The organism is Enterobacter sp. MGH 4, assembly GCF_000534735.1.
Classification (GTDB): Bacteria; Pseudomonadota; Gammaproteobacteria; order Enterobacterales; family Enterobacteriaceae; genus Enterobacter; species Enterobacter intestinihominis.
The window spans coordinates 1,701,991-1,725,572 of record NZ_KI973289.1 but is presented as its reverse complement, the minus strand read 5'-3'; the positions used below and the strand labels follow the sequence as shown (position 1 = coordinate 1,725,572).

Sequence of the window (23,582 nt, the reverse complement as noted above, 5' to 3'; positions counted from 1 at the left end):
GGTTAGCCGTTCAGTTTTTTGGCAAGACCCGCGACGTATTCACCCTGATAGCGGGCGATCGAAAGTTCTTCATTGCTTGGCTGACGTGAACCATCCCCACCGGCAATGGTTGTCGCGCCATACGGTGTCCCGCCACGAACCTGGGAAACATCAAACAGTTCCTGCGCGCCGTAGCCAATCGGCACAATCACCATCCCATGATGTGCAAGGGTAGTCCAGGTTGAGGTGATCGTCTGCTCCTGGCCGCCGCCTGTGCCGGTAGAGCTGAACACGCTGGCCAGCTTGCCGTATAACGCGCCGGAGGCCCAGAGCCCGCCCGTCTGGTCGAGGAAGGTGCGCATCTGGCCGGACATATTGCCGAAGCGGGTCGGGGTGCCGAAGATAATGGCATCATAGTCCGCGAGCTCCTGCGGGGTGGCGACCTGGGCGTTTTGTGTTTTTCCCCCGGCTTTGGCGAAGGCTTCCGCCTGCATGGTTTCCGGTACGCGTTTAACCACAACCTCAACGCCGTCTACTCTGTTTGCGCCTTCTGCAACTGCGTGAGCCATGGTTTCAATGTGTCCATACATGGAATAATAGAGCACCAGAACTTTTGCCATTTTGCATCACTCCTCGTTGGTTTTTCTTACAGCGGATCGCTGCGTTACTTTAAAGATATGACATCACGGCCAGACTGCAAAAATGAACGGCATTTATTTGATATATAACAATATCTTTTCGTTACGTGCTTTGTAGCAAAATGAAACAACTTTAGCGGCGCTGATTTTTCAAAATATAAGAATGGCTTATGGATGACCTCCTCAATATTTCATACGAAAGGCTGAGATCATGTTGCAGAATATTACCTCTCGCTTGCCGGATAGCCGCATTACACTAAGCTTAGATTCACGCGGCACAGATAAAGGCACTGTCCTTGAGCCGCGAGGTGAAAGAATCCTCTTTTACTGAATGCAATATGATGTCTAATGTTTCACACTCTGGAGGTTAGAGATGGCAAACCATCGTGGTGGTTCAGGTAATTTCGCTGAAGACCGTGAAAGAGCATCAGAAGCAGGTCGTAAAGGTGGCCAGTCTAGCGGGGGCAATTTTAAAAACGACCCTCAGCGCGCATCAGAGGCTGGCAAAAAAGGGGGTAAAAATAGCCACGGCAGCAACAAGTAGTACGCCGGGTTAACTCTCTGCCGCCGGGTTTCCCGGCGGTTTTTTTATGTCTGCTACATTGAACTGTAATCTAAGGCATCGCACACTACAGGATTGATTCTTCGTGCTGGTGTCCCATGTCCGTTTCCCGTTTTACTTTCTCCATTAAGCCTCAGGAAGCCATCCTGATTTTGATCACCATGTTCTGGGGCGGAACCTTTCTTGCCGTTCAGTACGCGGTCACGATGAGCGATCCGTTTTTCTTTGTAGGGCTGCGTTTTGCAACCGCGGCGGTTGCCGTGGCGCTTATTTCGCTGAAAACCCTGCGCGGGTTGACCCTGACAGAGCTTAAAGCGGGTGTCGCTATTGGCGTGGCGATTGCCATGGGCTATAGCCTGCAAACGTGGGGGCTTCAGTCTATCTCCAGCAGTAAATCCGCTTTCATCACCGCCATGTACGTACCGCTGGTGCCGCTGTTGCAGTGGCTGTGCCTGGGCAGAATACCGGGCCTGATGTCGTGCATTGGTATCGTGCTGGCGTTCATCGGCCTCATTTTATTAGCCGGGCCGGGAAATAATCTGCTGGCGCTGGGGCCGGGAGAGATCATCACGCTGGTGGGGGCCGTTGCCATTGCGGCAGAAATTATTTTGATTAGCGCCTGGCAGGAAAAGTGGACGTCAAGCGGGTGACGGTCGTGCAGCTTGCCACCGCGTCGCTGGTGGCGTTCGCGACGATGGTGCCGGCAGGGGAGTCCGTCCCGCCGATGTCTACCGGGCTTATCGTCGTGGCGCTGGGGCTGGGCTTTTTTAGCGCCATTATTCAGGTCACCATGAACTGGGCGCAGCGCAGCGTATCTCCGACACGGGCGACGGTCATCTATACCGGTGAACCGGTGTGGGCGGGTATTTTCGGGCGACTCGCCGGGGAGCGTCTGCCGCTGCTGGCGCTGGTGGGCGCGGCGTTTATTGTCGCCGGGGTGCTGGTGAGCGAGTTAAAGTTAAAAAAACGACGTAAGTCGATTGCCGGGTTGGGCACTGAACAAGGGGCAGATAGCTAACAACGCGCACGCTGCCCGTTTGCCCGGCGGCGCTTCGCTTGCACGGGCCTACAATTGGCATGTAGGCCGGGTAAGCGTAGGGTATGAACCGGAAACATGGGTAACACTTTAGACCGGATACATGGGTAACAGTTATAACTGGCATAGAAGAGGAGACTCGCTATGCCCTGGACTGAGACCCGACCTATGCAACGCCTTGATTTTATCCGTGCCTGCCATGCAGGTACGGATTCTTTTTCTGCCCTCTGCCGTCTCTTCGGCATCAGTCGAAAAACCGGTTACAAATGGCTTCAGCGTTTTGACCCCTCTGACCTGTCATCTCTCTCTGACCGGTCGCGTGCTCCGCACTCCCACTCCCGGACAGTTCCTGATGATATCGCCGGGCAGCTTACGGCCCTGAGGCAAAAACACCCTGACTGGGGCCCCAAAAAACTGCGGATGTGGCTGCTCAATCATCACGTCGATTTTACCGTCCCCGCTGCCAGTACTATCGGCGATATCCTCAAGCGTGAAGGCCTGGTTCCGGATAAAAAGCGAAAACGCAGAACCCCGGGCAATCGCCAGCCCCTGACCATCATCAGTGAGAACAATCAGGTCTGGAGCGCTGATTTTAAAGGCAAGTTCAGGCTGCTGAGCCGGAAATACTGTCATCCCTTCACCCTCACCGACAATCACAGCCGGTATCTTCTGAGCTGCCGGGGAGCAGACCGGGAGAGCGAGCCCTTCGTCAGGCAGTGCCTGACGGATGCGTTCCTGGAGTACGGTCTGCCGGAAGTCCTGAGAACGGATAATGGTCAGCCTTTCGCAGGAACAGGTATCGCCGGGTTAAGTCGCCTTGCAGTCTGGCTGATAAAGCTGGGCATCAGACCGGAACGCATCAGAAAGGGGCATCCGGAAGAAAACGGCCGTCATGAGCGAATGCATCGTTCGCTGAAAAGTGCAGTAAAACAGGGCAACATATTTATGACGATGGAAGAACAACAGCGGTGGTTCAGTGGCTACCGGGAAGAGTTTAACTACGAAAGGCCGCATGAAGCCCTGGCGGGTGCAACGCCCGGAACGGTATGGCACCCCTCAGGCCGGCACTGGGATGGCAGGGTTCCTGAATATGCTTATCCGGAAGGAGGTACGGTCTACAGGGTGAAATCAAGGGGGACACTCTATATGGGGAAAAAGGGGACGGTGTTCCTGAGTGAAGCGCTGACTGATGAGTACATCATGCTGGAAGAACAAGATGATGGCCTGGAGGCCATCATCTTTAATGGAATAACGCTTGCGTACTACGACCGAAAAACCCAGAGTGTGCTCCGGATAGACTGAAAAGTGTTACCTATGTTCCCGGTCTGATCTGTTACCTATGTATCCGGTCATACAGTAGCGTCACCCGGCTATTTCAGGTTCAGGGGGTGATGGCTTCCGCTTGCGCTTCATCCCCTTTGCGGCGGCTAAGCAGGGCGTTGAGCAGGATCGCGCCGAAGGTCGCCGTACCAATCCCGCCCACCGTAAACCCGCCCAGCGTCAGGGCGAAGTCGCCTGCGCCCAGCACCAGCGTGACCGCCACCATGATCAGGTTACCGTTCTGGCTCAGATCAACATGATTCTGCACCCAGATGCGTGCCCCCGCGACGGCAATCAGACCAAATACAACAATCGAGGCGCCGCCAATCACGGGTGCCGGGATGGTGTGGATCAATGCGCCGAATTTTGGGGAAAAGCCGAGCAGTATCGCCATCACCGCCGCCGCCACGAAGACCAGCGTCGAGTAGACTTTGGTCACTGCCATCACGCCGATGTTTTCCGCGTAGGTCGTCACGCCGCTGCCGCCGACCGAGCCGGAGAGCATGGTCGCCAGACCGTCTCCCACAAACGCCCGCCCCATATACGGGTCCATATTGCGCCCGGTCATTCCCGCTACGGCTTTCAGGTGGCCCAGGTTTTCAGCCACCAGAATCACCGCGACAGGCGCGATGAGCATCATCGCCTGAGCGTTAAAGGTGGGCGAGGTCATGTGCGGCATCCCGAACCAGGCGGCCTGGTGAATCAGTGTGAAATCAACCGGCTTGCCGAGACCAAACACGTTCGCCAGCAGCGCGTAGATCAGACAGGCCGCAATCAGCCCGACCAGGATCAGCAGCCGCTGGATCATCCCGCGCGTAAAGACCGCCACCACGCCGATGCACAGCACCGTAATCACCGCCATCCAGCTTTCAAACGGCGAGCCGGATACGCTCTTCACCGCAATCGGCGCGAGGTTCAGGCCTATCGCCATCACCACCGCCCCGGTGACGACGGGGGGCATCATCCGCTCGATCCAGCGCGTGCCGACTTTCATCACCACCAGACCGGTAAGGGTGTAGACCAGCCCACAGGCGATAATGCCGCCGAGGGCCACGCTCAGGTTGGGGTTAATGCCCTGACCGTTAAACCCGGTCGCTGCAATAACGACTCCCACAAAGGCGGCGCTGGAGCCCAGATAGCTGGGCACGCGCCCGCCGGTGACAAAAAAGAACAGCAGGGTACCCATACCCGACATCAAAATGGCGAGGTTAGGATCCAGCCCCATCAGCATGGGCATTAGCACCGTCGCACCAAACATCGCGACCGCATGCTGCACGCCCATCACCATTGTCTGCCCGAGCGGGAGCCTTTCATCCGGCGCGACCACGCCTGCTTCTGTGGAGGTCGATTTCAACTGCCAGTGGGGAAGTCCGAACATGTTCTGTCTCCTGAATGCGGATTAACAGGCGGGTCGCATAAGTGCGTGATAGCCGCGGTCGAACCACACCAGCCCTTGCGGTGCCGGGTGGCGAACGATGGATACGATGTCGCAAAACAGAATGTCGTGGGTGCCGACGCTAACCACCTGGCTGATGCGGCAGTCGAACGAGGCCAGGGCATTTTCCAGACGTGGACAGCCCGTGTCGCCTGTCTGCCAGCGGGCAGCGGCAAAGCGGTCCTCCATCGGCGTTTTACCGCCAAACAGGTTGGATAATGGCTCCTGTCCGGCACTCAGCGTGTTAACGCACAGGGTGCGGTTCTCGTTGAAAATCGGCCAGACGGACGCGCCACGGTTGAGGCAAACCAGCAGAGTGGGCGGGGAATCGGTCACGCTGCATACCGCGCTGGCGGTAAAGCCCGCCATTCCCGCAGGGCCGTCGGTGGTGATGATATTGACCGCCGCACCGACGCAGGCCATGGCATCACGGAAGGTTTGCTGATCGGGTGTCGTCATGATGGCTCCTTACGCCAGCCCGCAGGCGTCTTCGAAGGTCAGACGCGGTAAGCGCCCATAGACTTTGCTCATATCGCCATAGCCGATGTTAATCAGCAGATTGCTTTTAAGCAGCGTGCCCGTGAAAAAGGCCGCGTCCACTTTTTCCCGGTCAAAGCCGGACATCGGCCCGGTGTCGAGCCCGAGCGCGCGGCAGGCGAAGATCAGGTACGCGGCCTGCATCGAACTGTTGCGAAAGGCGGTCTCTTCCGCCAGTGCGGGGCTGGAGGTAAACCAGCTTCTGGCATCGCCGTGCGGGAACAGTACAGGCAGGCGCTCATAAAACTCGCTGTCCCAGGCGACAATTGCCGTGACCGGGGCGGTGAGCGTTTTCTCAAGGTTGCCGCTGGAGAGCGCCGGGCGCAGCTTCTCTTTTCCTTCCGGGCTTCGCACAAAGACAATGCGCGCCGGGGAACAGTTGGCGGACGTCGGCCCCCATTTCATCAGGTCATAAATCTCGCGCAGCGTCTCGTCACTGACCGGTATATCCAGCCAGCCGTTATGGGGACGTGCGCCGGTAAACAGCGTTTCCAGCGCGGCGGGCGTGATGGCTTCGCTCATTCAGGCTCCTTACAAAGCGGGTTCAGGGCTGTGCAGCAGGCTGGCAAGCCCGTTCAGCAGCAGCGTGTTAAAGATGTCCGGCGCGGTCACGTTGCAGGCATGCCCGCCCTGGCGCATGACCGTTTTGCGGGCGTGCGGGAGGGCGGCGTGCAGTTCCGCGGAGCAGACGGACGGCACCAGCAGATCGTCGGTGGAACAAATAATCTGCACGGGGCAGCGAACGCGTGCAGCGTGGCGGCTGAAATCGGCCTGTTTCAGCGCATGCAGCCTGCGCAGCAGATTGGCTTTGCCCTGGAAATGGGCCAGCGCCAGCGCTTCCTCGGCCTCCAGCCGCGGAGCGCGGGCAGCCATCCAGTCTGCCGGGTAAAGAAACAGCGGCTGTGCCTCTACCCACGCCTGAGCCCCGCCCGCATGCAGCAGACGTTCGCGAACGTCAAAACAGCGTCGGGTATGGGCATTGAGGGTCAGCCAGCCGTTGACACAAACCAGCGCGGTGAGGGCGTCAGGCTTATCGATAGCCAGCCGCAGGCCGACCAGCGCCCCCAGCGCGTGGCCGACCACGCAGTAACGGGCGATCCCGGCCCCGGCTAACGCCAGCGCGAGCTCGTCGGCCATGTGTGCGAGGGTGTAATCTTCCGGCAGGGTATCCGGGTTATTCCCCGTGCCCCGCTGGTCGTAGCACACCACCTGATACTCCTGCCCCAGCACGGCGAGCTGAGGCAGCCAGTAGCTCCCGCTGCCGCCGAGCCCGGCAATCAGCACCACCACGGGCGCGCCCGCAAAGGGGGGCGGGGAAATGGACAGTTTCATGGCGGCCTCACTTCGCGATGTGCGCAACGGTGGCAATTTCAACCAGCGCTTCAGGCTTTACCAGCCCGCACTGGATGCAAAATCGCGCCGGTTTATCGCCGGGGAAAAACTCCGCGTAGATCTCGTTAATCGCGGCGTAGTTTTTCCAGTCGGTGATAAAGATGCTGTTGAAGGTCACGTCCTCCATCGTGCCACCCGCCGTTTCGATCACGGTTTTGATCGTCTCCAGCACGTGGCGGGTTTGCGCCTTTGGGTCATCGATAAACACCACGTTGTTGTCTTTATCAAACGGCAGCGTGCCTGAGACATACACCACGCCGTCGGCGAGGGTACCGGGGACAAACGGGGCTATCGGGGTGCTGGTGCCCGGCGGAATAATCACGGATTTCGGCATAGCGGTTCTCCTCAGGCGATGCGGGCGAGCGGGGGATCCAGCGCGTCGCAGAAATCATTGACGTTACTGACCCAGCCAAAAAAGGTTTCGATATTGAACAGGGCGGCTTTCTGGGCAAAATCCGGCCCGGCCTGATGGGTAGCGTCTTCCAGCACAACGCCAAAATACTCGAGGAAGAAGCCGTCGCGCAGGGTGGACTCCACGCAGACGTTGGTGGCAATGCCCGTAAAGACCAGATGACGAATGCCCCGGCTGCGCAGCAGGCTGTCGAGCGGGGTATTGAAAAAGCCGCTGTAGCGCGGTTTCGGCAGCACGATATCGCCAGCTTCCGGTACCAGATCATCCACCAGCTGATAATCCCAGCCGCCTTTCGCCAGCAGCGTGCCCTGGAGTTCAGGCCGTTGGCGCATGGTTTTCAGGGCATTGGATTTGTGAAAGTTGGGTGAGCCGGGACCGCCAGCTTCGACGTACTGGTCGTCCCAGCCATTCTGGAACCAGACGATCAGCATGCCCGCAGCACGCGCGGCGCTCACGGCGGTTTTGATATTCTCAATCACCGGCTGCGTGGCCGAGACGTCGAACCCGGCCAGATCCAGATACCCGCCTTTACTGGCATAAGCGTTTTGCATATCCACCACGATCAGCGCGCTCTGCTGCGCGTCAAAGGTGATGGCCTCCGGGCGAGCGTTGAGGGTCGTCATTACGCCACCTCCTTCGTCACGGCAGGGATGTGGGCGCGGCACTGCATCAGCGGCTGAATACGCTCGCCGAAGGTTTCCACGCCGGTGAGAAAATCATCGAAGGTCAGCAGCACGCCTTCGGCGCCGGGCACGGCAGCTACTTCGTCGAGCATTCTGGCGACGCTGGCATACGAGCCAACCAGGGTGCCCATGTTGATATTAACGGCAGACGTCGGGTCGGCCATCTGGCGAACGTTGGTGTCCGCGCCGGAGCGGGTATCCTTCTGGCTCTGCTCGGTCAGCCAGCTCAGGGCTTCCTCGTCGGCGCCGTCCTTGTATCGTTCCCATTTGGCGCGCGCGGCGTCGTCGGTTTCGTCGGCAATCACCATAAACAGCACGTAGGAGCCCACGTCGCGCCCGATTTTGTCGGCGGCCGCTTTCATGCGTGCCGCGGTGGGCGCGAAGGCGGCAGGGGTGTTAACGCCTTTGCCGAAGCAGAAGTTGAAGTCGGCGTATTTGGCGGAGAATTCCATCCCCGCGTCGCTCTGCCCGGCGCAAATCACCTTCATCGGCACCGACGGCTGGGGGCTGACACGGCAGTCGTTCATGGTGAAGAAGTCACCCTTGAAGTCACTTTTGCCGGTGCCCCACAGATCGCGTAGCACCTGCACGTATTCAGTCAGGTAGTCGTAGCGACGAGAGAAGTAATCATCCCCCGGCCAGATCCCCATCTGCTCGTACTCCGGCTTTTGCCAGCCGGTGACAAGGTTGACGCCAAAGCGCCCGCCGGAGATGGAGTCGATGGTGGAGGCCATCCGCGCCACGATTGCCGGGGGAAGGGTAAGGGTGGCGGCGGTGGCGTAAATCTGGATGCGCGAGGTTACCGCCGCCAGGCCCGCCATCAGGGTAAAGGACTCCAGGTTGTGGTCCCAGAATTCGGTCTTACCGCCGAAACCGCGCAGCTTGATCATCGAGAGCGCAAAGTCGAAGTGGTAATGCTCCGCTTTCTGCACGATGGCTTTATTCAGCTCAAAGGTCGGCATGTATTGCGGGGCAGTGGTCGAGATAAGCCAGCCGTTGTTGCCGATCGGTACAAATACGCCAATTTTCATCACGAACCTCTCTTCATTACGTCGCAGGTGTCACGACGTTTTTGCAAAGGGAGTGCCAGTTTTGAAAAATACTTTGTTATTAGAGTGTTAACTGGTGGCTGTTAAATTTAACAGCGAAAATGTGGACTAAGTGGTCAAAATCATTGCACAGAAAACAGGCACTCATGCGCGCTGAGGGTGCAGAAGGTCGTGGCGAGACGGGGGTTTTGCTATGCTGAGCGCAGGACAGAAAATGGAGAGCGAAAATGACACAAGGCGCAGTGAAAACACCCGGTAAACGTTCGCAGGCGGTGAGCGCCAAGAAACAGGCGATCCTCAGCGCCGCGCTGGAGACATTTTCGCAGTTTGGTATTCACGGTACGCGCCTTGAGCAGGTGGCGGAGCAGGCCGGGGTGTCCAAGACCAATCTGCTCTACTACTACCCGTCGAAAGAGGCGCTATATGTGGCGGTGATGCAGCAGATCCTGGATATCTGGCTCGCACCGCTTAAAGCATTTCGCGAAGAGCTGGCCCCGCTGGTTGCGATAGAGGAGTACATACGCCTGAAGCTGGAGGTATCGCGTGATTATCCCCAGGCATCGAGGCTGTTTTGTCTGGAGATGTTACAGGGCGCGCCGCTGTTGCAGGCGGAGCTGACGGGAGATCTAAAGCAGCTGGTGGACGAAAAATCGGCCATTATTGCCGGATGGGTCGCCAGCGGAAAACTGGCGCCCGTCGATCCGCATCATCTGATCTTCATGATTTGGGCCTCAACCCAGCACTACGCTGACTTCGCGGTCCAGGTCGAGGCGGTAACCGGTAAAACGCTCCAGGACGAGGCGTTTTTCCAGAGCACCCTGGAAAACGTGCAGCGGATGATTATCGAAGGGATCCGTGTGCGCTAATTTCCCTCACCCTAACCCTCTCCCTGTGGGCTGAGGGATCCCCAGTAATTTTTTTATGCAGAAGCAATAAAGTTGCTTTCTAAATGACTGAGGGCTGTCAGCGATGCCCTGGTCCGGCTGTAAATCGCTGAGGCGTTTGCCTTCCGGCCGGGGCGAGGCGCAGGGATGCGCCGAGAGGGCGGCTTTACAGGGACGTTGCCTCCGCCCGTACCCGATAAGCCGGAAGGAATAAGCCGAGGGCACCGCGAAGCGGCGATTTTCCGCCGGGAGCCCGGGTCGCCAGGGTGGTGGCGACTGAGCCACCCTGGCACGTTCACCGGTCATGTCGTTACAGAGTAGCAAGGAACATAAAGTGAACGGAATGACCACCACCGCCGTATGTTCCCCTCACCCTAACCCTCTCCCCGGAGGGGCGAGGGGATTGCTCAGTGCTCGCATTAATTTGTGGGGAACCCTCAGCCCTGTGGGAGAGGGAATAGTTCAGTGCCGCGTCAGCCCGGCGGGAAGGGACAGCTTAAGTCGCCCTCTTCACACTGCATCAGCGTGGCCAGAAACGCTTCGCGCTCCACGGTTTTTTCCGCCAGACACTGGTTCACAATCATTGGCTGAACGCTCCCGCCTTCCGTACCCGAACCGATAAACGCACAGTCCGCGTCGCGCAGGCTGATCCACGCCTGCTGCGCCTTTTTCAGCAGATCGCGCTGAGGTGCAGCCGCACGTTTGATGGCGGCCTGATAGGTCTCGTTGAGCTTTTTATCGGCGGCCTGGTACTGCTGCGCGCTACAGGTGTTCAGTTCAAGCTGGGTGGTTGCGTTGTTGCACTCGTCGGCAAGCGCGCTGGCGCTCATGAGCAGGGCTGCACCTGCGAGAAATACTCTTTTCATCATCCCCTCCATGTAAAAAAGCCGGATGCGCTGTGCTTATCCGGCCTGCGGCTGTTTTATAGCCCCGGTAAGCGTAGCGTCACCGGGGAGAGTTTACACGATTAACCGATGGTCATCAGGCTGGCGTTACCGCCCGCCGCCGCGGTGTTAACGCTGAGCGAGCGCTCAACGTACAGGCGCTCCAGCAGCAGGTTGGTTTCCCCACGGGCGAAGCCCTGCACCGAGACAATCGCGCCGCTGCGGGCCGCCACCTGCTCGCACAGTTCGCGCAGCTGGTCGGAATCACCGTGGTAGATCACCGCGTCAAACGGCTGGGTCAGCAGGGCATCGGCCTTCGCAAAGCGAATGCGAGCCGAGACCGCTTTTGGCAACTGTTTGGCGAGGTCGCGATGCAGCGCATCTTCCGGCCACAGCACCTCACAGCCCGTTGCTGTAGCGGCTGCCAGCTGCACCAGCGCATCCTGCTCGTCATCCGCCATGCACAGCACCCGCTCGCGCGGCATCAGCGTCCAGGTGTTGCGCTCACCGGTTGGACCCGGCAGCAGGCGCTGGGTACCGGCCTGCGCCAGCTCGCCGTACTGCTGCGCAATTGCACGCAGTTCAGGGCGGTTTTCTGCCCACTTAATCAGCGCGTCCAGCGGCTGGGTCAGCACGGCTTTCACCTGCGCATCCACCGGATAGTCCGCGTCCTGACGCGCCAGCGTCACGCCCAGCGCATTTTCCGGACGGTTTGCCAGCAGACGGTACAGATAGAGCGGACCGCCCGCTTTCGGGCCGGTGCCGGAGAGGCCTTCGCCGCCGAACGGCTGCACGCCCACGACTGCGCCGACCATATTACGGTTGACGTACAGGTTGCCGACTTTAGCATTGCCGGTCACCTGGGCAATGGTTTCGTCGATACGGGTATGCACGCCGAGCGTCAGGCCGTAACCCGAGGCGTTGATCTGATCGATCAGCTCGTTGAGGTTGTTACGGTTGTAGCGCACCACGTGCAGTACCGGGCCGAAGACCTCTTTTTTCAGCTCGTCGAAGCTTGCCAGCTCAATCAGCGTTGGCGGCACGAAGGTGCCGGTCTGCCACTCGCGGGCATCTTCGCTGTTCTCGCGCACCGCCTGGAACACCGGACGGCCTTTGGCACGCATGGCCTGAATGTGGTTTTCGATGTTGGCTTTGGCTTCCGCGTCGATCACCGGCCCGATATCGGTGGTGAGACGGCCCGGGTTGCCCATGCGGCATTCCGCCATCGCACCGCGCAACATCTTCAGCGTGTGGTCAGCCACGTCATCCTGTAAGCACAGCACGCGCAGGGCGGAACAGCGTTGACCCGCGCTGTCGAAGGCAGAGGCCAGCACGTCAACGACGACCTGCTCAGTGAGCGCGGAGGAGTCCACGATCATGGCGTTCATGCCGCCGGTTTCAGCGATCAGCGGCGTTGGACGGCCCTGCGCATCCAGACGGGTGGCGATGTTGCGTTGCAGCAGGGAGGCTACTTCGGTCGAACCGGTAAACATCACGCCGCGCACGCGGTTATCGGAGGTCAGTTTGGCACCCACCGTTTCACCGCGCCCCGGCAACAGCTGCACCACGCCCGCCGGTACGCCCGCTTCCAGCAGAATGTTGATGCCCTGAGCGGCAATCAGCGGAGTCTGCTCTGCCGGTTTTGCCAGCACGCTGTTGCCTGCGGCAAGGGCCGCGGCAATCTGGCCGGTGAAGATTGCCAGCGGGAAGTTCCACGGGCTGATACAGACCACCGGGCCGAGCGGACGGTGCGTTTCGTTGTCGAAATCATCACGCACCTGACCGGCGTAGTAGTGCAGGAAGTCGACCGCCTCACGCACTTCGGCGATGGCGTTGCTGAAGGTTTTACCCGCTTCACGCACCAGAATGCCGATAAGCTGCTGCATCTGATCTTCCATCAGCACCGCCGCGCGTTCCAGAATGGCGGCACGCTCCTGCGGCGGGGTGGCAAACCAGATTGGCGCGTTGTTCACCGCGCTCTCCAAAGCCTGATCCACTTCCGCTTCTGTGGCTTCGCGCACGTAGCCGACGATATCCTTCGGCTCTGCCGGGTTGATCACCGGCTGCATTTCACCGTCTTCAACGGACTGCTCAAGGATCGGTTTGGCCTGCCACTTCTGCAATGCGCTGTTAAGCAGGGCAGAAGAGAGCGACGCCAGACGGTGTTCGTTGGCGAGATCCAGACCCGCCGAGTTGACGCGACCTGCACCATACAGCTCGCGCGGCAGGGCAATCTTCGGATGCGGCAAACCAATCTGGCCTTCCTGCGCCGCCATCTTCTCTACGGCCTGTACCGGATCGGCCACCAGTTCGTCCAGCGGCAGGGTGGTATCGGCGATGCGGTTAACGAAGGAGGTGTTCGCCCCGTTCTCCAGCAGACGACGCACCAGGTAGGCCAGCAGGGTTTCGTGGGTACCTACCGGGGCATAAATACGGCACGGACGGTTCAGCTTGCCGTCAGCCACTTTACCGGTCACCTGCTCGTACAGCGGTTCACCCATGCCGTGCAGACACTGGAACTCGTACTGGCCCGGATAGTAGTTCTGACCCGCCAGGCTGTAGATCGCCGCCAGGGTGTGGGCGTTGTGGGTGGCGAACTGCGGATAAATCAGGTTCGGCACGCCGAGCAGTTTTTTCGCGCAGGCGAGGTAAGAGACGTCGGTGTAGACCTTGCGGGTATAGACCGGATAGCCTTCCAGACCCTCCATCTGGGCGCGTTTGATTTCGCTGTCCCAGTAGGCGCCCTTCACCAGACGGATCATCAGGCGGCGACGGCTACGGCTGGCCAGGTCGATCAGGTAGTCAATGACGAACGGGCAGCGTTTCTGGTAGGCCTGGATAACGAAACCAATCCCGTTCCAGCCCGCCAGCTCCGGCTCGAAGCACAGTTCTTCCAGCAGATCGAGGGAGATCTCCAGACGATCCGCCTCTTCGGCGTCGATGTTGATGCCGATGTCATACTGGCGCGCCAGCAGGGTCAGGGACTTCAGGCGCGGGTAGAGTTCTTCCATCACCCGGTCGTACTGCGCGCGGCTGTAGCGCGGGTGCAGGGCGGAAAGCTTGATAGAGATGCCTGGCCCTTCATAAATACCGCGACCGTTGGACGCTTTACCGATGGCGTGGATCGCCTGCTGGTAAGAGACCATGTAGGCCTGCGCGTCGGCGGCGGTCAGCGCCGCTTCACCCAGCATGTCGTAGGAGTAGCGGAAGCCTTTGTCTTCCAGCTTGCGGGCGTTCGCCAGCGCTTCGGCAATGGTTTCCCCGGTGACGAACTGCTCGCCCATCAGGCGCATCGCCATGTCCACGCCCTTACGGATCAGCGGCTCGCCGCTCTTGCCGATAATACGGTTCAGGGAGCGCGACAGGTTGGCTTCGTTATGGGTGGAGACCAGCTTGCCAGTAAACAGCAGGCCCCAGGTGGCGGCGTTCACAAACAGGGACGGGCTGCGGCCAATGTGGGAGTGCCAGTTGCCGTTGCTGATTTTGTCGCGGATCAGGGCATCGCGGGTGGCTTTATCTGGGATACGCAGCAGCGCTTCCGCCAGACACATCAGCGCCACGCCTTCCTGCGAGGAGAGGGAGAACTCCTGCAACAGACCCTGCACCATACCGGCGCGTCCGCTGGCGGTTTTCTGATTACGCAGCTTGTCGGCGAGCTGATACGCCAGGCTGTGCGCCTGAGCGGCAACGGCTTCCGGCAGGCGCGCCTGCTCCAGCAGCATCGGCACGGCGTCGGTTTCGGCACGGCGATAGGCGCCGGTAATGGCGGCGCGGCTGACGGACTGCGGCAGGATCTGCTCGGCAAATTCCAGGAACGGCTGGTGGTTCTCATCAGCGGCCGTCGCGGCCTCTTCGCCTTCGTTCGCAGCGCCCGCCAGCAGGGCAGGCAGCTCCGGCAGACCTTCTTCACTCTCCAGTCTTTCCAGATAGTTAAAAATCGCCTGCTTGATTAACCAGTGCGGCGTGCGGTCGATACGGGTCGCAGCGGTTTTAATCCGTTCGCGGGTAGCGTCATCCAGCTTAACCCCCATGGTGGTCATCCCCATGCCAAAACTCCTGTTGTTCTGTAATAGCGTTCTGTTGATAGCGTGAAATATCCACCATGTTGCAACTTTGTGCAACCGTGTTAAATGTGACCTGGTCTGCAAGCTGGAAAATGAATGGATTGTTAACGATTAGTTAGCTGTGAAAAAGAACGCGCGGCGGTTTCTGAGCCCAGTTTTTATGCGGTGCTTAACACTTTTTAAAGGTGCAACCCATAAAAGCGTGAGCGAGTGCAACCTATAGGAAAGACGTATAAAACCAGGGATGAAATTCATGTAAATGCAGTGTTAAATCGTTTGTCAGTGGGATGCGTATACGGCAGGATAGCGCGCCCAACGGAAACACATACACACATCACTACGTTCCGGTGATGACATAACAAGGCAGCCCGGACGGCTGTCGCTCGACATTTTGGAGAATTTGAATGGCTATTAGCACACCGATGCTGGTGACATTTCTCGTTTATATTTTTGGCATGATCCTGATAGGGTTTTTGGCATGGCGTTCCACTAAAAACTTTGACGACTACATCCTCGGCGGGCGCAGCTTGGGCCCGATGGTCACCGCACTCTCAGCGGGCGCATCCGACATGAGCGGCTGGCTGCTGATGGGGCTGCCGGGCGCGATTTTCATCTCCGGTATCTCCGAAAGCTGGATCGCCATCGGCCTGACCGTTGGCGCATGGATCAACTGGAAGCTGGTAGCAGGCCGTCTGCGTGTGCATACCGAAGCCAACAACAACGCCCTGACGCTGCCGGATTACTTCACCGGACGCTTTGAAGATAACAGCCGCATATTGCGTATTATCTCTGCGGTGGTGATCCTGCTGTTCTTCACCATCTACTGTGCCTCCGGCATTGTGGCGGGCGCGCGCCTGTTCGAAAGCACCTTCGGCATGAGCTATGAAACGGCGCTGTGGGCCGGTGCGGCCGCGACCATCCTCTATACCTTCGTGGGCGGATTCCTGGCGGTAAGCTGGACCGATACCGTGCAGGCGAGTCTGATGATTTTCGCCCTGATCCTGACCCCGATAATTGTGATTTTTACCGTCGGCGGCTTTGGCGAATCGCTGGAAGTGATCAAGCAGAAGAGCATCGAAAACGTCGATATGCTGAAAGGGCTGAACTTCGTGGCCATCGTCTCCCTGATGGGCTGGGGCCTGGGCTACTTCGGTCAGCCGCACATTCTGGCGCGCTTTATGGCGGCGGATTCTCACCACACCATCGTTCACGCGCGTCGCATCAGCATGACGTGGATGATCCTGTGTCTGGCGGGGGCGTGCGCGGTCGGTTTCTTCGGTATCGCCTACTTCAACAACAACCCGGCGCAGGCGGGCGCGGTGAACCAGAACGCCGAGCGCGTGTTCATCGAGCTGGCGCAGATCCTGTTCAACCCGTGGATTGCCGGTATCCTGCTCTCCGCGATCCTGGCGGCAGTCATGTCCACCCTGAGCTGTCAGCTGCTGGTGTGCTCCAGTGCCATCACCGAAGACCTCTACAAAGCGTTCCTGCGTAAGGGCGCGAGCCAGAAAGAGCTGGTGTGGGTAGGGCGTTTTATGGTGCTGCTGGTGGCGCTGGTGGCGATTGCGCTGGCGGCTAACCCGGAAAACCGCGTGCTGGGGCTGGTGAGCTACGCGTGGGCGGGCTTTGGCGCCGCATTTGGTCCGGTGGTGCTGTTCTCCGTTCTGTGTTCACGCATGACCCGCAACGGCGCGCTGGCGGGGATGATCATCGGTGCGGTTACCGTTATCGTCTGGAAACAGTTCGCGTGGCTGGGCCTGTACGAAATCATCCCGGGCTTCATCTTCGGCAGCCTCGGTATTGTGGTGTTTAGCCTGCTGGGTAAAGCGCCGTCTGCATCTATGCAGAAGCGCTTTGCGGAAGCGGATGCGCATTACCACTCAGCGCCGCCGTCTAAGCTCCAGGCTGAGTAATTTCCCCCTCACCCTAACCCTCTCCCCAAAGGGGAGAGGGGACAGACCGTTCACCCGTTCGAGATGAGAATGATGATTAAAACAGGGTTGATGATGGCAGCATTACTGCTGCTGGCGGGCTGTAACGCACCCGCGCAGCATGCGGCGGTGGAAACCTGCAAAGCAGAAAATCAGATGCAGCAAACCACGCTCTATTTCGGCTTAAACCGTCCTGCCGGGGCGCAAATTACAGGCAACGAATGGCAGCAGTTTGTCGACCAGGACGTGACGCCGCGCTTTCGCGATGGCTTAACGGTGTTTGATGCCCGTGGTCAGTGGCTGGGTAACGACGGCAAGGTGGCGCGCGAGCCGAGCAAGGCGCTGATGCTGATCCACGGCAAAGACGCGCAGAGCGAGAAAAACATTGAGGCTTTACGCGGTATTTATAAATCCCGCTTCGCACAGGAGTCGGTGATGCGGGTCGACCAGCCGGTGTGCGTACAGTTTTAATAAAAAACGGCGGGAAATCCCGCCGTTGTTGTATCGTAGGCCCGTGTAAGCGAAGCGCCGCCGGGCATTAACCGCACAAAACTTACAACACCAACCCCGCAAAGCTCGCCGACAGCAAACTCACCAGCGTTGCCCCGTATACCAGGCGTAAACCAAACCGCGACACCACATTACCCTGTTGCTCGTTCAGGCCTTTTATTGCCCCCGCCACAATACCAATGGAGGCAAAGTTAGCGAACGACACCAGGAACACTGACAAAATCCCCAGTCCGCGCGGTGACATTTGGTGGGCTATTTTTTGCAGCTCGATCATCGCCACAAATTCATTCGCCACCAGTTTGGTTGCCATAATACTGCCCGCGCTTAAGGCATCGCTCAGCGGAATACCAATAAGCCACGCCAGCGGATAAAACACGTAACCCAGAATCTGCTGGAAGCTCAGGCCAAATACGCTGGAGAAGAGGGCATTAACGGCGCTAATAAGGGCGATAAAGCCAATCAGCATCGCCAGAATAATCATCGCCACCTTAAAACCGGCCAGAATATATTCGCCCAGCATTTCAAAGAAGCTCTGGGATTCATGCAGCTTTTCCAGTTTGATATCGGGTTCGGCTTCCGGGCGGGCCGGGTTAATGACCGAAAGGATAATAAAGGTGCTGAACATGTTCAGGATCAGTGCCGCGACGACAAATCTGGCGTCGAGCATGGTCATATAGGCACCGACAATCGACAGCGAAACCGTCGACATCGCCGTTGCAGCCATCGTAAACAGGCGGCGTGAGGAGAGATCGCCCAACACGCCCTTGTAGGCAATGAAGTTTTCAGACTGACCGAGTATCAGTGAGCTCACCGCGTTAAAGGATTCCAGCTTGCCCATGCCGTTCAGTTTTGACAGCAGCGTCCCGATAACCCGAATAAAGATCGGCAGAATACGCCAGTGCTGCAGAATACCAATCAGCGCCGAGATAAAAATAATGGGGCAGAGCACGCCAAGGAAAATGAACGCCAGCCCTTTTTCACCCATCCCGCCAAAGACAAAATTCGTCCCTTCGGCAGCGAATTTAAGCAGTGACTCAAAGAAACCGGAGACATGTTTAATAATGAACAGGCCGCTTTCTGCATGCAGAAAAAAGAATGCCAGCGCGATTTCAATCACGATCAGCTGTAAAACGAAACGAATGCGAATTTTTCGGCGGTCGAAACTCACCAGCCAGGCAAGCGCAAGAATAATCACCAGCGCCAGCAGGAAATGGACAATTTTAAACATGGTTTATTTTCAGTTGGTTTTCGAGGCGGACATTTAGCCACAGCCCCGGTTAACCGTAAATGGGCATTTTCGTTATACCTTATAAACGCAACGGTTACTCAGGCAATTATTATTCCGCAATGCGTTTACATCTGGTCATCAAAACTCCACATATTTCGCTTGTTTTTCTTGTAGCCGTAATGATAATCACTATCACAAGAATTTACCTTTCTTTGCATCAGTTGACCGCGATAAACATTTAAGGTGTCTGCATGTTTGTTCCTTTTCTCATTATGTTACGTGAAGGCCTTGAAGCGGCCCTGATTGTTAGCCTTATCGCCAGTTATCTGAAGCGCACCCAGCGTGGACGCTGGATCGGCGTGATGTGGGTTGGCGTCTTCCTGGCCGCGGCGCTCTGCCTGGGGCTGGGTATTCTTATCAACGAAACCACCGGTGAATTTCCTCAGAAAGAGCAAGAGCTTTTTGAAGGCATTGTTGCCGTAATAGCGGTGGTGATCCTCACCTGGATGGTGTTCTGGATGCGCAAGGTCTCCCGTAACGTGAAGGTACAGCTGGAGCAGGCGGTGGATAACGCCTTGCAAAAAGGCAACCAACACGGCTGGGCGCTGATCATGATGGTTTTTTTCGCCGTGGCGCGTGAAGGCCTGGAGTCAGTGTTCTTCCTGCTCGCGGCTTTTCAGCAGGACGTGGGCATCTGGCCGCCGCTGGGCGCGATGCTTGGGCTGGCCACGGCGGTTGTGCTTGGCTTCCTGCTCTACTGGGGCGGCATTCGTCTTAACCTGGGCGCGTTCTTCAAGTGGACCAGCCTGTTTATTTTGCTGGTGGCCGCGGGGCTGGCGGCAGGGGCGATCCGCGCCTTCCATGAAGCGGGCCTGTGGAACCACTTCCAGGACGTGGCGTTTGATCTTAGTAACGTTCTCTCCACCCACTCACTGACCGGCACGCTCCTTGAAGGTATCTTCGGCTATCAGGAAACGCCGAGCGTCAGCGAGGTGGCGATGTACTTTATCTATCTTATTCCGGCGCTGGTGCTGTTCTTCATGCCATCGCGCCCCAGCGCTCAGCCGTCGCGTACTGCGCCGTGAAGCGCTTTGTTTAGTTACAACATACTTTAAAGGGAAGAGACATGGCTATTCAATTCCGTCGTAGCGCGTTACAGGTTGGTGTGGCAGCGCTGTTCGCGTCTGCCTTCGCCGCTCAGGCAGCAGATATTCCGCAGGTAAAAGTCACCGTCAACGATAAACAGTGCGAGCCGATGACCATCACGGTTAACAGCGGTAAAACCCAGTTTATTATTCAAAACAACAGCCAGAAAGCGCTGGAGTGGGAGATCCTGAAAGGCGTGATGGTGGTAGAAGAGCGTGAAAATATCGCGCCTGGCTTCAGCCAGAAAATGACCGCTAATCTTCAGCCGGGGGAATATGACATGACCTGCGGCCTGCTGACTAACCCGAAAGGTAAGCTGATCGTCAAAGGCGCAGCGACGGCGGACGCGGCCAAAGGCACCGCGCTGCTGAGCCTCGGCGACGCCATTACCGCCTATAAAGCCTACGTCACCAAAGAGACGGCTGACCTGGTGGCAGGCACCAAAGCCTTTACCGACGCGGTGAAAGCGGGCGATATCGAAAAAGCGAAATCCCTGTATGCGCCTACACGTCAGCACTACGAGCGCATCGAGCCGATTGCCGAGCTGTTCTCTGACCTCGATGGCAGCATTGACGCCCGCGAAGATGACTACGAGCAGAAGGCCGCCGATCCGAAATTCACCGGCTTCCACCGCCTGGAAAAAGCCCTGTTTGGCGATAGCTCCACCAAAGGGATGGAGAAATACGCCGATCAGCTCAACAGCGACGTGCTGGAGCTGCAAAAACGCATCAGCGAGCTGGCCTTCCCGCCGTCGAAAGTGGTGGGTGGTGCTGCGGGTCTGATTGAAGAAGTGGCCGCGAGCAAAATCAGCGGCGAAGAAGATCGCTACAGCCACACCGACCTGTGGGACTTCCAGGCAAACGTCGACGGCGCACAAAAAATTGTCGATCTGCTGCGGCCCCAGCTGCAAAAAGAGAACGGCGAACTGCTGGCGAAAGTGGATGCCAACTTTAAGAAAGTTGACGCCATCCTGGCGAAATACCGTAGCAAAGACGGGTTCGAAACCTACGACAAGCTGACCGATGCTGACCGTAACGCGCTGAAAGGCCCGATTACGACGCTGGCGGAAGATCTCTCCCTGCTGCGTGGCGTTCTGGGTCTGGACTAAGCGATGAACAAGCATGATGAGTACGACGTGGCGGAACCTTCCCGACGTCGGTTGTTAAAAGGGGTAGGGGCGCTGGGCGGCGCGTTTGCCCTGGCGGGCGGCTGTCCGGTGGCGCATGCGGCAAAACCGCAAAGTGCCCCCGGCACGCTCTCCCCGGATGCGCGTATGGAAACGCAGCCGTTTTATGGTGAGCACCAGGCAGGAATCCTGACGCCGCAGCAGGCCTCGATGATGCTGGTGGCTTTCGATTCGCTGGCGAGTGATAAGGCTGACCTTGAGCGTCTGTTCAGGCTGTTGACCACGCGCATTGCCTTCCTTACGGCGGGCGGTCCGGCACCGGAAACACCGAATCCGCGCCTGCCGCCGATGGATTCCGGGATCCTCGGGGCGTTTATCGCTCCCGATAATCTGACCATCACCGTGTCGGTGGGGGAATCGCTGTTTGATGATCGCTACGGTCTGGCGAAGCAGAAGCCGAAAGCGCTGCAAAAAATGACGCAATTCCCGAATGACTCTCTCGACGCGGCGTTGTGCCACGGCGATCTGCTGTTGCAGATCTGCGCCAATACCCAGGATACGGTGATCCACGCCCTGCGCGATATCATCAAGCACACCCCGGATCTGCTCAGCGTGCGCTGGAAGCGGGAAGGTTTTATCTCTGACCACGCCGCGCGCAGTAAAGGGAAAGAGACGCCGGTCAACCTGCTGGGCTTCAAAGACGGTACCGCCAACCCGGACAGCAGCAATACCGTGTTGATGAAAAACGTGGTCTGGGTGACGGCGGATCAGGGCGAACCGGCCTGGGCGGTGGGTGGCAGCTATCAGGCGGTGCGTATCATTCAGTTCCACGTGGAGTTCTGGGACCGCACGCCGCTGAAAGAGCAGCAGACGATCTTCGGCCGCGATAAGCAAACCGGCGCACCGCTCGGCATGAAGCACGAGCACGATGAACCCGACTACGCCCGCGACCCGAACGGAGATGTCATCGCGCTGGACAGCCATATTCGTCTCGCCAATCCTCGCACCAAAGAGACCCAGTCCAGCCTGATGATGCGCAGGGGCTACAGCTACTCGTTGGGGGTGACCAATTCCGGTCAGCTTGATATGGGACTGCTGTTTGTCTGCTATCAGCACGATCTGGAGAAAGGGTTCCTCACCGTGCAGAAGCGGCTCAACGGCGAAGCGCTGGAGGAGTACATCAAGCCCATCGGTGGCGGCTATTTCTTTGCCCTGCCCGGCGCGCGTGACGCGAAGACCTGGCTCGCTCAGGGTCTGATAGAAGCCTGATAATTGTCCCTGCGACAGTTCGCGGGGACATTATTTTTCCATATGACTATCTTGTTGTTATATTTCTTTAATATTCATATATGAGACTGATTCCGCTGCAGGAGCAGTCTTAAAGGTTGCATCTAGGTAAAATAAATGTTGCATTTATGATAATTCCTGATGTACTTAAGATAAGACAGCGGTAGTTCCCGGCAGTGATATTGACTCACTATGGAGATCGCGAATGGTTGCGTCCTGTACTGGACAAGGTAAACACATCAACCGCAGCACCCGGCGCGGAGGCTCAGACTCCGGCAGCGATTTCCTCACCACAAAATTCTCCCCTCCACCTCTAAATACGATTTCTACCGACGTGCATAACGGTGCGCGTAGCCGTTCTGTATCGTCATCCGGTAATGCAAGCAATGGCTTACAAGGAAGCCAACCCTCTGATGTTCGTGCGCATAATCGTGCCGATGCTGGCGCGTGTGATGAATACCAACAACTCAAGGTGCTATCCATGGGAAGACAGAAAGCAGTGATCAAAGCTCGTCGCGAAGCAAAACGTGTGCTGAGACGGGATTCACGTAGCCATAAACAGCGTGAAGAAGAATCGGTCACCTCGCTTGTGCAGATGAGCGGCGTAGAATCCATTGGCATGGCGCGGGACAGCCGCGATGCATCGCCAATAGTGGCGCGGAATGAAGCTCAGGCGCACTACCTGAATGCTATCGAGAGTAAACAGCTCATCTTTGCAACCGGGGAAGCCGGATGCGGGAAAACCTGGATCAGTGCCGCCAAAGCGGCGGAGGCGCTGATTCATAAGGACGTGGAAAGGATCATCGTTACCCGTCCGGTACTGCAAGCGGATGAAGATCTGGGCTTCCTGCCTGGCGATATTTCTGAGAAGTTTGCCCCGTACTTCAGGCCCGTCTATGACGTGCTGGTGAAGCGGTTGGGCGCTTCCTTTATGCAGTACTGCCTGCGACCAGAGATTGGCAAGGTGGAAATCGCGCCGTTCGCCTATATGCGCGGACGTACATTTGAAAATGCGGTCGTTATTCTTGACGAGGCTCAGAACGTGACCGCTGCGCAAATGAAGATGTTTTTAACGCGCCTCGGGGAGAACGTGACGGTTATCGTCAACGGCGATATTACCCAGTGTGACCTGCCGTCGGGCGTGAAGTCTGGCCTGAGCGATGCCATGTCACGTTTTGAGGAAGATGAGATGATAGGGGTGGTCCGCTTCACAAAAGAGGACTGCGTCCGCTCAGCGCTGTGTCAACGAACGCTGGAAGTGTACTCCGACTAAGATCATTTCACATTTTAAGTCATTTCTTCCCGGCGTCATGCCGGGAAGCTTCTTTTATTCCCTCTGTTCGCATGGCTTTTTTTAAATCATATTTATTTCCTATAGCATTCAACGGCATTTACGCACCGTTTTGCGGTAATAATAATATTACTGTTAATTTGCTGCGAACGCTTTTTATACAGTTAGAAAAAATGTGATATGTATTT

The 23,582-nt window shown here is 57.7% G+C and carries 20 protein-coding genes and 1 pseudogene; 10 read left to right on the top strand and 11 right to left on the bottom strand.

Going from position 1 to position 23,582, the window contains the following annotated elements; genetic code table 11:
* Window positions 1–2: 2 nt before the first annotated feature.
* Window positions 3–599, bottom strand: coding sequence for an NAD(P)H:quinone oxidoreductase (gene wrbA, locus L350_RS14175; RefSeq protein ID WP_022647675.1), 597 nt, complete (start codon window positions 597–599; stop codon window positions 3–5).
* A gap of 391 nt (window positions 600–990) precedes the next feature.
* Between wrbA and L350_RS14180 the strand changes: the two genes are divergently transcribed.
* The 3 genes and pseudogenes from L350_RS14180 to L350_RS14185 all read left to right on the top strand — a co-directional run bounded on the left by L350_RS14180 (window position 991) and on the right by L350_RS14185 (window position 3,517).
* A complete protein-coding gene (locus L350_RS14180; protein ID WP_001273664.1) occupies window positions 991–1,161 on the top strand; it encodes a con-10 family general stress protein in 171 nt (56 codons plus the stop codon).
* 116 nt (window positions 1,162–1,277) lie between these two features.
* Window positions 1,278–2,197 (top strand): annotated as a pseudogene (locus L350_RS0122330) (DMT family transporter).
* Between the two features lie 162 nt (window positions 2,198–2,359).
* Entirely contained in the window at window positions 2,360–3,517 is a 1,158-nt protein-coding gene (locus L350_RS14185; protein ID WP_032624508.1) for a DDE-type integrase/transposase/recombinase, read from the top strand.
* 79 nt (window positions 3,518–3,596) lie between these two features.
* Here the strand turns inward: L350_RS14185 and rutG are convergent, their stop codons facing one another.
* The 7 genes from rutG to rutA are packed head-to-tail and all read right to left on the bottom strand — an operon-like array spanning window position 3,597 to window position 9,025.
* Window positions 3,597–4,913, bottom strand: coding sequence for a pyrimidine utilization transport protein G (rutG, locus tag L350_RS14190; RefSeq protein ID WP_032624507.1), 1,317 nt, complete (start codon window positions 4,911–4,913; stop codon window positions 3,597–3,599).
* Window positions 4,914–4,934: 21 nt separating this feature from the next.
* Window positions 4,935–5,429 carry an NADH-dependent FMN reductase RutF gene (gene rutF, locus L350_RS14195; protein WP_022647678.1) on the bottom strand — a complete coding sequence of 165 codons (495 nt, stop codon included), beginning with the start codon at window positions 5,427–5,429 and terminating at the stop codon, window positions 4,935–4,937.
* A gap of 9 nt (window positions 5,430–5,438) precedes the next feature.
* Window positions 5,439–6,029, bottom strand: coding sequence for a malonic semialdehyde reductase (locus L350_RS14200; protein WP_032624506.1), 591 nt, complete (start codon window positions 6,027–6,029; stop codon window positions 5,439–5,441).
* Window positions 6,030–6,038: 9 nt separating this feature from the next.
* Window positions 6,039–6,839, bottom strand: coding sequence for a pyrimidine utilization protein D (rutD, locus tag L350_RS14205; RefSeq protein ID WP_022647680.1), 801 nt, complete (start codon window positions 6,837–6,839; stop codon window positions 6,039–6,041).
* A 7-nt stretch (window positions 6,840–6,846) separates the two neighbouring features.
* Complete coding sequence (rutC, locus tag L350_RS14210) at window positions 6,847–7,233, bottom strand: pyrimidine utilization protein C (protein WP_015570870.1); 387 nt, start codon at window positions 7,231–7,233, stop codon at window positions 6,847–6,849.
* Window positions 7,234–7,244: 11 nt separating this feature from the next.
* Window positions 7,245–7,934 carry a pyrimidine utilization protein B gene (rutB, locus tag L350_RS14215; RefSeq protein WP_032624505.1) on the bottom strand — a complete coding sequence of 230 codons (690 nt, stop codon included), beginning with the start codon at window positions 7,932–7,934 and terminating at the stop codon, window positions 7,245–7,247.
* Window positions 7,934–9,025, bottom strand: a complete 1,092-nt coding sequence (gene rutA, locus L350_RS14220; RefSeq protein ID WP_023305836.1) for a pyrimidine utilization protein A — start codon at window positions 9,023–9,025, stop codon at window positions 7,934–7,936. Before rutA ends, rutB begins: the two co-directional genes overlap by 1 nt.
* A 245-nt stretch (window positions 9,026–9,270) precedes the next feature.
* Between rutA and rutR the strand changes: the two genes are divergently transcribed.
* On the top strand, window positions 9,271–9,909 hold the full coding sequence (gene rutR / locus L350_RS14225) for an HTH-type transcriptional regulator RutR (protein WP_032624504.1): 639 nt from the start codon (window positions 9,271–9,273) through the stop codon (window positions 9,907–9,909).
* 491 nt (window positions 9,910–10,400) lie between these two features.
* On the opposite strand, the gene L350_RS14230 is transcribed toward rutR, so the two are convergent.
* Together L350_RS14230 and putA are read right to left on the bottom strand one after the other, a co-directional pair.
* The gene (locus L350_RS14230; protein ID WP_032624503.1) at window positions 10,401–10,793 is read right to left on the bottom strand and encodes a lysozyme inhibitor LprI family protein; all 393 of its coding nucleotides are present in this window, start codon (window positions 10,791–10,793) and stop codon (window positions 10,401–10,403) included.
* Window positions 10,794–10,894: 101 nt separating this feature from the next.
* Entirely contained in the window at window positions 10,895–14,857 is a 3,963-nt protein-coding gene (gene putA / locus L350_RS14235) for a trifunctional transcriptional regulator/proline dehydrogenase/L-glutamate gamma-semialdehyde dehydrogenase (RefSeq protein WP_032624502.1), read from the bottom strand.
* A 422-nt stretch (window positions 14,858–15,279) separates the two neighbouring features.
* Between putA and putP the strand changes: the two genes are divergently transcribed.
* Both putP and L350_RS14245 read left to right on the top strand, forming a co-directional pair.
* On the top strand, window positions 15,280–16,788 hold the full coding sequence (gene putP, locus L350_RS14240) for a sodium/proline symporter PutP (protein WP_032624501.1): 1,509 nt from the start codon (window positions 15,280–15,282) through the stop codon (window positions 16,786–16,788).
* Window positions 16,789–16,857: 69 nt separating this feature from the next.
* Window positions 16,858–17,277 (top strand): DUF3574 domain-containing protein, encoded by a 420-nt coding sequence (locus L350_RS14245; protein WP_032624500.1) that lies wholly within the window; start codon window positions 16,858–16,860, stop codon window positions 17,275–17,277.
* A gap of 82 nt (window positions 17,278–17,359) precedes the next feature.
* On the opposite strand, the gene L350_RS14250 is transcribed toward L350_RS14245, so the two are convergent.
* Complete coding sequence (locus L350_RS14250) at window positions 17,360–18,544, bottom strand: NupC/NupG family nucleoside CNT transporter (RefSeq protein WP_023305841.1); 1,185 nt, start codon at window positions 18,542–18,544, stop codon at window positions 17,360–17,362.
* Between the two features lie 251 nt (window positions 18,545–18,795).
* Between L350_RS14250 and efeU the strand changes: the two genes are divergently transcribed.
* The 4 genes from efeU to phoH all read left to right on the top strand — a co-directional run bounded on the left by efeU (window position 18,796) and on the right by phoH (window position 23,376).
* Window positions 18,796–19,629, top strand: a complete 834-nt coding sequence (gene efeU / locus L350_RS14255; RefSeq protein WP_032624499.1) for an iron uptake transporter permease EfeU — start codon at window positions 18,796–18,798, stop codon at window positions 19,627–19,629.
* 41 nt (window positions 19,630–19,670) lie between these two features.
* Window positions 19,671–20,798, top strand: coding sequence for an iron uptake system protein EfeO (gene efeO / locus L350_RS14260; protein ID WP_032624498.1), 1,128 nt, complete (start codon window positions 19,671–19,673; stop codon window positions 20,796–20,798).
* A 3-nt stretch (window positions 20,799–20,801) separates the two neighbouring features.
* Window positions 20,802–22,085 (top strand): iron uptake transporter deferrochelatase/peroxidase subunit, encoded by a 1,284-nt coding sequence (gene efeB, locus L350_RS14265; RefSeq protein WP_032624497.1) that lies wholly within the window; start codon window positions 20,802–20,804, stop codon window positions 22,083–22,085.
* Between the two features lie 499 nt (window positions 22,086–22,584).
* Window positions 22,585–23,376 (top strand): phosphate starvation-inducible protein PhoH, encoded by a 792-nt coding sequence (gene phoH, locus L350_RS0122325; RefSeq protein ID WP_017384762.1) that lies wholly within the window; start codon window positions 22,585–22,587, stop codon window positions 23,374–23,376.
* The last annotated feature ends 206 nt before the right edge of the window (window positions 23,377–23,582 follow it).

What these genes read in the sequence shown, in the direction of transcription:
- efeO (WP_032624498.1), top strand. Translation starts at nt 19,671, where the DNA reads ATGGCTATTCAATTCCGTCGTAGCGCGTTACAGGTTGGTGTGGCAGCG.
- rutC (WP_015570870.1), bottom strand. Translation starts at nt 7,233, where the DNA reads ATGCCGAAATCCGTGATTATTCCGCCGGGCACCAGCACCCCGATAGCC.
- putA (WP_032624502.1), bottom strand. Translation starts at nt 14,857, where the DNA reads ATGGGGATGACCACCATGGGGGTTAAGCTGGATGACGCTACCCGCGAA.
- phoH (WP_017384762.1), top strand. Translation starts at nt 22,585, where the DNA reads ATGGGAAGACAGAAAGCAGTGATCAAAGCTCGTCGCGAAGCAAAACGT.
- L350_RS14200 (WP_032624506.1), bottom strand. Translation starts at nt 6,029, where the DNA reads ATGAGCGAAGCCATCACGCCCGCCGCGCTGGAAACGCTGTTTACCGGC.
- rutD (WP_022647680.1), bottom strand. Translation starts at nt 6,839, where the DNA reads ATGAAACTGTCCATTTCCCCGCCCCCCTTTGCGGGCGCGCCCGTGGTG.
- rutR (WP_032624504.1), top strand. Translation starts at nt 9,271, where the DNA reads ATGACACAAGGCGCAGTGAAAACACCCGGTAAACGTTCGCAGGCGGTG.
- rutB (WP_032624505.1), bottom strand. Translation starts at nt 7,934, where the DNA reads ATGACGACCCTCAACGCTCGCCCGGAGGCCATCACCTTTGACGCGCAG.
- L350_RS14185 (WP_032624508.1), top strand. Translation starts at nt 2,360, where the DNA reads ATGCCCTGGACTGAGACCCGACCTATGCAACGCCTTGATTTTATCCGT.
- efeB (WP_032624497.1), top strand. Translation starts at nt 20,802, where the DNA reads ATGAACAAGCATGATGAGTACGACGTGGCGGAACCTTCCCGACGTCGG.
- L350_RS14180 (WP_001273664.1), top strand. Translation starts at nt 991, where the DNA reads ATGGCAAACCATCGTGGTGGTTCAGGTAATTTCGCTGAAGACCGTGAA.
- putP (WP_032624501.1), top strand. Translation starts at nt 15,280, where the DNA reads ATGGCTATTAGCACACCGATGCTGGTGACATTTCTCGTTTATATTTTT.
- rutA (WP_023305836.1), bottom strand. Translation starts at nt 9,025, where the DNA reads ATGAAAATTGGCGTATTTGTACCGATCGGCAACAACGGCTGGCTTATC.
- wrbA (WP_022647675.1), bottom strand. Translation starts at nt 599, where the DNA reads ATGGCAAAAGTTCTGGTGCTCTATTATTCCATGTATGGACACATTGAA.
- rutG (WP_032624507.1), bottom strand. Translation starts at nt 4,913, where the DNA reads ATGTTCGGACTTCCCCACTGGCAGTTGAAATCGACCTCCACAGAAGCA.
- L350_RS14245 (WP_032624500.1), top strand. Translation starts at nt 16,858, where the DNA reads ATGATGATTAAAACAGGGTTGATGATGGCAGCATTACTGCTGCTGGCG.
- rutF (WP_022647678.1), bottom strand. Translation starts at nt 5,429, where the DNA reads ATGACGACACCCGATCAGCAAACCTTCCGTGATGCCATGGCCTGCGTC.
- L350_RS14250 (WP_023305841.1), bottom strand. Translation starts at nt 18,544, where the DNA reads ATGTTTAAAATTGTCCATTTCCTGCTGGCGCTGGTGATTATTCTTGCG.
- L350_RS14230 (WP_032624503.1), bottom strand. Translation starts at nt 10,793, where the DNA reads ATGAAAAGAGTATTTCTCGCAGGTGCAGCCCTGCTCATGAGCGCCAGC.
- efeU (WP_032624499.1), top strand. Translation starts at nt 18,796, where the DNA reads ATGTTTGTTCCTTTTCTCATTATGTTACGTGAAGGCCTTGAAGCGGCC.